The sequence below is a fragment of the Actinomadura chokoriensis genome, assembly GCF_039529475.1.
In the GTDB taxonomy this organism is placed as follows: Bacteria; Actinomycetota; Actinomycetes; order Streptosporangiales; family Streptosporangiaceae; genus Spirillospora; species Spirillospora bangladeshensis.
On the sequence record NZ_BAAAMW010000033.1, the window covers coordinates 54,821 to 62,909 of the forward strand.

7 protein-coding genes are annotated in these 8,089 nt (G+C 72.8%); 3 read left to right on the top strand and 4 right to left on the bottom strand.

What is annotated here, in order from left to right:
- Window positions 1-17: 17 nt before the first annotated feature.
- Window positions 18-317, top strand: coding sequence for a metal-sensitive transcriptional regulator (locus ABFX46_RS39450; RefSeq protein WP_346049117.1), 300 nt, complete (start codon window positions 18-20; stop codon window positions 315-317).
- Window positions 318-600: 283 nt separating this feature from the next.
- On the opposite strand, the gene ABFX46_RS39455 is transcribed toward ABFX46_RS39450, so the two are convergent.
- Window positions 601-1,137: a MarR family winged helix-turn-helix transcriptional regulator gene (locus ABFX46_RS39455; protein ID WP_346049118.1), complete on the bottom strand. Its 537-nt coding sequence runs from the start codon at window positions 1,135-1,137 to the stop codon at window positions 601-603.
- A 114-nt stretch (window positions 1,138-1,251) separates the two neighbouring features.
- Between ABFX46_RS39455 and ABFX46_RS39460 the strand changes: the two genes are divergently transcribed.
- Window positions 1,252-2,790 carry an MDR family MFS transporter gene (locus tag ABFX46_RS39460; protein ID WP_346049119.1) on the top strand — a complete coding sequence of 513 codons (1,539 nt, stop codon included), beginning with the start codon at window positions 1,252-1,254 and terminating at the stop codon, window positions 2,788-2,790.
- A 15-nt stretch (window positions 2,791-2,805) separates the two neighbouring features.
- Here ABFX46_RS39460 and ABFX46_RS39465 read toward each other — a convergent pair whose 3' ends face one another.
- The 3 genes from ABFX46_RS39465 to ggt all read right to left on the bottom strand — a co-directional run bounded on the left by ABFX46_RS39465 (window position 2,806) and on the right by ggt (window position 6,088).
- Complete coding sequence (locus ABFX46_RS39465) at window positions 2,806-3,672, bottom strand: oxygenase MpaB family protein (protein ID WP_346049120.1); 867 nt, start codon at window positions 3,670-3,672, stop codon at window positions 2,806-2,808.
- A gap of 111 nt (window positions 3,673-3,783) precedes the next feature.
- Window positions 3,784-4,146 (bottom strand): divalent-cation tolerance protein CutA, encoded by a 363-nt coding sequence (gene cutA, locus ABFX46_RS39470; RefSeq protein ID WP_163056985.1) that lies wholly within the window; start codon window positions 4,144-4,146, stop codon window positions 3,784-3,786.
- 73 nt (window positions 4,147-4,219) lie between these two features.
- Entirely contained in the window at window positions 4,220-6,088 is a 1,869-nt protein-coding gene (gene ggt, locus ABFX46_RS39475) for a gamma-glutamyltransferase (RefSeq protein WP_346049121.1), read from the bottom strand.
- A 414-nt stretch (window positions 6,089-6,502) separates the two neighbouring features.
- Here ggt and ABFX46_RS39480 point away from each other — a divergent pair.
- On the top strand, window positions 6,503-8,089 hold a 1,587-nt coding region (locus ABFX46_RS39480), incomplete at its 3' end, for an APC family permease (RefSeq protein WP_346049122.1).

Consider the following 8,089-nt stretch of genomic DNA (forward strand, 5'->3'; position numbering starts at 1 on the left):
GATTGCGGAGGACGGTAATGGCGACCAGCGAGACCCCCACCCGCGGGTACACCGCCACCAAGGACCAGCTGCAGACCCGGCTGGCCCGGATCGAGGGCCAGGTGCGCGGCATCGACCGGATGGTCGAGGACGACCGCTACTGCATCGACATCCTCACCCAGATCAGCGCCGTCCAGGCCGCGCTGGACAAGGTGGCGCTCGGCCTGCTGGACGGGCACGTCCGGCACTGCGTGGCGGAGGGCGCGGAAGAGGGCAAGGGCGACGAGATGTCCACCGAGCTGATGGCCGCCGTCGGCCGCCTCATGCGCCGCGGCTGACCCCGCCCGCGGCCCCGGCCCGCGATGATCACCGCGGCCGCGCTGCACGACCGGCCCGATGATCACCGGCTCCAGGTGATCTACGGCGCCCAGACGCTCCTGGAGCCCAGCCGGGTCACGGAGCCTTGACGATTACGGAGTCCCGGCGGTCACGGAGCTCGGGCGGTCATGAGGCCCTGACGGTCCGGATCCAGGTGGTCACGGACTCCGGGTGGTCACGGAGCTCGGACGGTCACAGAACCCGGACGGTCACGGAGCCCCGATGGTCATGGGCCTCGGGCGGTCACGGCTCATGGTGGTCTCCGGGGCAGTCCGGGGGCGTGTCGTCGGCGGCGAGGGGGCCGCGGAGCTCCATGTTCTCGGCGAGCGTGCGCCAGCCGTGCAGGAAGTGCCTGCGCTCGGTCGGGGTCAGCGCCTCCAGCGTGGCGCGCAGCGGGCGCAGCCGGCGCCAGGCGAACCGCTCGATCGCGGCGCGGTGCGCCTCGGCCAGGCTGACGATCATGCGGCGGCGGTCCCGCTCGTCCGGCCGCCGGTCGACGAAGCCGCCGCGCTGCAGCTCGCCGACGAGCTGGCTGACCGTGGCGGGGTTGAGCGCCATGTGCCGGGCGAGGACGCCCACCGGCGCCGGGCCGTGCAGGACGAGCTGCATCAGCGCGGGCACGTGCCGGGGCCCGAGCCCGGCCTCCTTCACCCGGTGGATGAGGTCCTCGGCCTCGGGGCGCGCGCCCTTCATGCCGCGCATCGTCCGGCTCAGGAGCTGCACCATCGTCTCCATGTCGGCGTCGATCGACGCGTCGGCGGCGAATCGATCCTCGGACATACCTTGAAGTTCAACATATTTCGTGATGCACTGCAAAACATTGAACTTCAAGATGTTTCACGTCTTGAGCCACGGGGACTCCGGGCTACCGGACCTTCAGTCAAGGGGGGCGACATGGCCGAAAGCCCGTCCATCAAGGTGGCGCCGCCGGGCGGCACCGGCGGCGAACGGCTCGACCGGCGGACGATCGTGCTCGGCCTCGTGATCGTCGCCGGCACCGTGATGGCGATCCTGGACACCACGATCGTCAACGTGGCCCTGGAGACGCTCGGGCGCGACTTCCACACCGACCTGTCCACGATCCAGTGGGTCATCACCGGCTACCTGCTGGCCATGGGCAGCGTCATCCCGCTCACCGGCTGGGCCGTCGACCGGTTCGGCGGGCGGAGCGTGTGGCTGACCTCGATCGTGCTGTTCGTGGTCGGGTCCGTGCTGTCCGGCGCGGCTTGGAACATCGGCTCGCTGATCGTCTTCCGGGTGGTGCAGGGGCTCGGCGGCGGCATGCTGATGCCGACCGGGATGGCCATCCTGACGATGGCGGCCGGGCCGCGCCGGCTCGGCCGGATCATGAGCATCGTCGGCGTGCCGATGCTGCTCGGGCCCGTGCTCGGCCCGGTGATCGGCGGCTGGCTGGTCGAGGACGTCGACTGGCGCTGGATCTTCTTCGTGAACGTGCCGGTCGGCGCGCTGGCCTTCGCGCTCGCCTGGTGGAAGGTGCCGCGCGGCCGGGGCGAGGGCGGCGCGTCGGCGCTGGACCTGCGCGGGCTGCTCCTGCTGCCGCCCGGGTTCGCTCTGCTGATCTACGGCCTGTCCACCGCGAGCAGCGAGGGCGGCTTCGGCAACGCCAGGACGGTCGGCTGGCTGATCGCGGGCGCGGTCCTGGTGGGCCTGTTCGTGCTGCACAGCCTGCGCCGCCGCGAGCGCTCCCTGATCGACGTCCGGCTGTTCACCGACCGGACGTTCGCGACCGCGTCCGTCGCGGTGTTCCTCGTCGGCATCGCGCTGATGGGCTCGATGCTGCTGATCCCGCTCTTCTACCAGACCGCGCGCGGCGAGGGCGCGTTCGCCGCGGGCCTGCTGCTGGCCCCGCAGGGCATCGGCGCGGCCCTCGCGATGCCGGTGGCCGGCGTGATCACCGACCGGTTCGGGGCCGGGCGCATCGTGCCGCTCGGCATCGCGCTGCTGGTGCTCGGCACCGTCCCGTTCGCCCTGGTCACGGCCGACACCTCCTACTGGCTGCTCGGCGGCGCGCTGGTCGTGCGGGGCATCGGGCTCGGCTGCACGATGATGCCGACGATGTCGGCCGCGCTCACCACGCTGCGCCGCGAGGCCGTGTCGCGGGCCAGCAGCTCGCTGAACATCATCGTGCAGCTCGGCGGGTCGGTCGGCACCGCGCTGCTCGCCGTCATCCTGGCCCGCGAGATCGGCGACCGGATCCCGCAGGCGGCCGGCGGGGGCGGCGGAGGCGGGGTCGGCGCGATCCCCGAGCAGGTGCGGCAGCAGATCGCGCCCAAGCTCGCCGACGCGTTCGGCAGCACGTTCTGGGTCGCGCTGATCCTCACCGCGCTGCTGATCGTCCCGGCGCTGCTGCTGCCCATGCACGGGGTGCGGCACGACGAGGAGAACGCGGACGCGCCGCCGCCGATGGCGTGAGCCGCCCGGCGCCGCTCAGGACGCGATCGACCAGGTGGCCAGGCCCGTCTCGTGCTCGCGCGTGAGGCGCCTGGCCCGCCGCGCGTCCGGCGAGTACCGGTACCGCTCCGGGACGACCCGCGTGGTCTGGTACAGGCCCTTCAGCGTCAGGGTGGCCGCGAGGTCGGACGTCGGCAGCCCCGGCAGCCCGTACATGCGGCGCGCCCAGCGCGGCAGCGTCGCGACGGTCAGCGTCCCGACGGCGGGAGCGGCGAGCTTCAGCGGCAGCAGGTTGCGCGGGACGGACGGGCTGAACATGCGGCGCAGCCCCTCGCGCGCCTCCCGGCACGCGTAGATCTTCCGCCGCATCTCCTCGTAGTACTCGCGCATCTCGGCGACCGTCGCGGGCACGTCCGCCGGGTCGAGGCCCACGACCTCGGCGGCGCGGCGCTGCTCGTCCACGAACGTGTCGGCGTCCTCGCCGGACAGCGGGACGCCGGCGCGGCGCGCCACGTCGAGGTAGGAGTCGACCTCGCCCATGTGGACCCAGAGCAGGTTCTCCGGGTCGTCGATCGGGAACGTCTCCCCGGTCCGCATGTCGAGGCCGGTCAGCTTGGCGTGCAGCCGGCGGACGCGGCGGCCGACCCGCTCGACCTCCTCCTCCGTCCCGTAGGTGCGGACGCGGACGAACTCGACCGTCCGGGTCAGCCGCGCCCACGCGGCCGAGGGGTCCATCAGCTCGGAGTTCTGCGCGGTCCCCCACATGGAGCGGGGATGGAGGGCCTGGAGCAGCAGCGCCCTGATCCCCCCGACGATCAGGACGGGCTCGCCCATGACCCGCCAGGTCACCGAGCCGGGCCCGAACAGGCCCCGGTCCGCTCCCACCTCGCTCGACTCGCGCACATCGACCGCCTCTCATCCGCCGCCTCGACCGGCGGAACCCGTCCGGCCAGGGTAAACAAGAACTTACCCTGCCATGACGCAGGTCACACGGCCAAGGGGCGGCGTCCGCGGTCAGTCCTCGGCGGGATCCTCCACGGCGTCGTCGCGTTCGCCGGGCTCGGTCTGCTCGGTGATCCAGGCGAGGTAGTCCATGCTGCCCGCCACCACCGGCGTCGCGATGATCTCCGGGGTGTCGTAGGAGTGCACCTCGGTGATGAGGGAGGCGAGCTCGTCGAAGCGGTCGGCGGAGGTCTTGAAGAGCACCATCCACTCCTCCGCCGACTCGATCTCGCCCTCCCACCAGTAGGTGCTGGCGATCGGGCCGACCAGCTGCGCGCAGGCGGCGAGCCGCTCGGCGACCGCCGACCGCGCGAGCTCGGCGGCCTCCGCCCGGGAGTCGGTCGTGGTCGTCACCTGCACGTAAGAGTGCGCCATGGCCCGACTCCTTCCCGCTCACCGTCCGCGCACGCCCTCACCGGGCCGGTCACCGGGCGGGTCACCGGGCCGGTCACCGGGCCGGGCGGACGACCAGCGCGCTGCCGCCGCCCCGCCGGACCGGCTCGGCGACCGCCTGGACGAGCCCCGGCCGCAGGAACTCCAGCCCGGTCGCGGCGCCGATCACGCCCGCGGGCGGGCCCGGGAAGACCTCCAGCCGGTGCCCGCGCGCGGCGAGGCCGCGGCCGTACCGGTCGATGAACGGCTGCTCGGCGTACACGAGCGGGGTGTTGCGCTGCGTCGCGCGGGGCGCGCCGAGCGCGGCGGGCAGGTCCATGCCGAGGTCGATGCGGTTCATCAGGATCTGCAGCACGGTCGTGATGATCGTCGACCCGCCGGGGGTGCCGAGCGCGAGCTTCGGTCGCCCGTCCTTCAGCACGAGCGTCGGGGACATGCTGCTGCGCGGGCGCTTGTGCGGGCCGGGCAGGTTCGGGTCGGGCGCCTGGCCGGGCGCGGGCGGCTGGAAGGAGAAGTCGGTCAGCTCGTTGTTGAGCAGGAAGCCCCGGCCCGGGACGGTGATGCCGCTGCCGCCGAACTGCTCGATCGACACCGTGTAGGACGCGACGTTGCCCCACTTGTCGGCGACGACGAGGTGGGTGGTCTGCGGCCCCTCGAACGCCAGCGCGCGGGTCTGCGTGCCGGGCGGGATGCAGGGCTCGTAGCTCCCGTCGGGCGAGCCGGGCGCGACCGGCGCGGCGGCGGCCTGGTCCGGCTTGATCAGGCAGGCGCGCTCGCGGGCGAACCCGGCGGACAGCAGCTCGTCCAGCGGCACGTCCACCTTGTCGGCGTCGCCGAGGTAGCGGCCGCGGTCGGCGTAGGCGAGCTTGGACGCCTCCAGGTAGTAGTGCAGGGCCGTGACCGGGTCGCGCGCGTCGAGGCGGAAGTTGCCCAGGATGGTGAGCGCCTCACCGATCGTGGCGCCGCCGGACGACGACGGCGGCATCCCGTACACGTCCATCCCCCGGTAGGGGACGTGCGTGGGCTTGCGGACCACGGCCCGGTAGGCGGCGAGGTCGCCGCGCTCCATCAGCCCCGGGCGGACGTTCCGGGTCGCGTCCGGGTCCACCGGCGGCCTGGCGACCGTCCTCGCGATCTCCTTGCCGAGCCCGCCCTCGTAGAACCAGTCGACGCCGCGCTTGGCGAGCTGCCGGTAGGTGTCGGCGAGGTCGGGGTTGCGAAACACCGAGCCGACCTCGGGCACCTCGCCGTCCGGCAGGAAGAGCCTCCGGGTGGGGACGATGTCGCGGAAGCGGGCCTCGTTCACCGCCGTCTGGTCGTGGAACTCCTGGTCGACGACGAATCCCCGGTCGGCGAGCCTGATCGCCGGGCGCAGCAGGGTGCCGAGGTCGCGGGTGCCGAAGCGGCGCAGGCCGAGGTCCCACTGGGCGAGGGTGCCGGGCACGCCGACGCCGAGCCCGCTGGTGACGGCCTGGTCGAACGGCAGCGGCCGGCCGGTGGCGGGGTCGATGAAGCTGTCCTGCCTCATCCGCTCGGGGGCGAACTCGCGGCCGTCGAGCGCGTGGACGCGGCGTGTCCGCGCGTCGTAGTAGGTGATGTAGCCGCCCCCGCCGATCGCGGACACGTACGGCTCGGTGACGCCGAGCGCGGCGCCGGCGGCGACGGCCGCGTCCATCGCGTTGCCGCCGCGCTTCAGGACGTCCAGGGCCGTGCGGCTGGCGTCCAGGTCGACCGTGGAGACGGCGCCGCCGTACCCGGTCGCGACCGGCTGATTGACCGGCGGCCGCGCGGGCCCGGCGTGCGGCCCGGGCGCGGGGACGGGCGCGGGGACGGGCGCGGCGGCGTGGGCGGTGGCGTGGGCGGCGGGGACGGTCAGCGACGCGGCGACGGTCAGCGCGGCGGCGAGCGCCGTGCGGCGCCGCACGCGTGCGGGTTTCGGGCGTGACGGGGAGCGGGACACCGGACCTCCAGACGTACGCGGCGTCCCTACGGTGCCACCGATCTTCGTGCGATGCCACCGTCCGCACCGGCCGACCCCGGACGCCGCGCGAACCCGAGTCGAAAGCGCTTTCCATCAACGGAAAATGGACGTATTCCATCGGAACGGTCCATGAGGAAATGGTTCCGCGGGCGTGCGCCGAGCGTGAGGGCGCCGCTGCGGCATGTCGCCGACCTGCGCTTTGGCAGGATGCGACAACGATGAGACGACATCCCACGGGGCGAAAACGTTGCGATTATGGTCATACGTGGTGAATTCTTAGGGACTTCGGCAAACCATCACCTCGCGAACAGCGGCGCGGGTGCACTGACCCTGGCCCCCGGCCTGGGGGGACGACCTATGACCTGGGACATGCGCATGCGCAACAACATGTTCCGCCGGCTGCCGGTGGAACAGGCCACCGGACGGCTCTACGGCGGACGGCACCGCCTCCGCGTGGTCTACCGGACCCGCGACCTCGTCGTGCTGGGCCTCGGCGTGATGATCGGCTCCGGCATCTTCAAGATCGCCGGCGAGCAGGCCAGTTCGACCGCCGGGCCCGGCGTGCTCATCTCCTTCCTCATCGCGGGCGGGGTGTGCGTGCTGGCCGCGCTGGCGTTCGCGGAGTTGTCGTCGATCATCCCGGTGGCGGGCAGCGCCTACTCCTTCAGCTACGTCGCGTTCGGCGAGGTGTGGGCGTGGGTCGTCGGCTGGGCGCTGATCATGGAGCTGCTGCTGGCCGCGTCCGTGCTCGCGCGGGTGTGGTCGCTGTACTTCACGCAGGCGCTGCACGACTTCGGAGTGCCGATCCCGGGCTGGCTCGGCGAGGTGATCGGCCAGGTCAAGGGCCCGGACGTGCTGGCCTTCGGCATCCTGCTGCTGGTCGTGGTGATGCTCGCCACCGGCAGCCGGATGAGCCTGAAGACGCTGTGGTACATGGTGATGGCGAAGGTCATCGTGATCGGGCTCGTCATCGCCACCGGCCTGAAGTTCTTCGACGCCGGCAACCTCACCCCGTTCATCCCGCCCGCGCGGCCCGCGCCGGAGGGCGACCAGACGGTGCTGGACGCCGTGCTCGGCGCGTTCGGCGGCGGCACCCCGCACGTGTTCGGCGTCTGGGGCCTGTTCGCCGCCGCGCCCGCCATCGCGTTCGCCTACATCGGGTTCGACCTCATCGCGACCGCCTCGGAGGAGACCGACGACGCGCCCCGCAAGGTGCCGCGCGGCATCCTCACCGCCCTGCTCACCGCGATCGTGCTGTACGCGGCGGTGGCGATCGCGCTCGTCGGCATGGTCGGGATGGACGGGTTCGCCAAGCTCGACCCGGAGAAGCTGCTGCTGGCCGCCGCGTTCGACGAGGTCGGCGCGGGCGCGATGGGCAAGATCGTCGACGTCGGCGCGGTGCTGGCGCTGACCACCGTGATCCTGGTGGTGATGATCAGCCTGACCCGGGTGGTGTTCTCGATGGCCCGGGACGGGCTGCTGCCGCGCCCGATCGCCGCGATGAGCCGGTACAAGGTGCCCTCCCGCGCCACGCTGCTCGCGGGCGGCGCGGCGGTGGTCATGTCGCAGACGTTCGACGTGCTGACGCTGGAGCAGCTCGTCGTGATCGGGACGCTGTTCGCGTTCCTGTTCGTCGCCGCCGCCGTCCTCGCGCTGCGGCACTCCCAGCCCGACCTGCACCGGCCGTTCCGGATGCCCGCGGCGCCGCTGGTCGTGATCGCGACGATCGTCGCGGTCGGCTGGCTGATGCTGAACCTCAAGGTCGAGACCTGGGCGTACTTCGCGATCTGGATGGCCGTCGGCATCGTCCTGTACCTGGTGTACGGGCGGCGGAAGAGCCAGATGAAGCTGCTGCTGGACGCGCCGCCGCCGGACCGCCCGGTCGCCGCCCCGATGGCCGCCGCGCCGCCGCCCGGGGCACGGCCCGGGGCGCTGCGGCCGGGC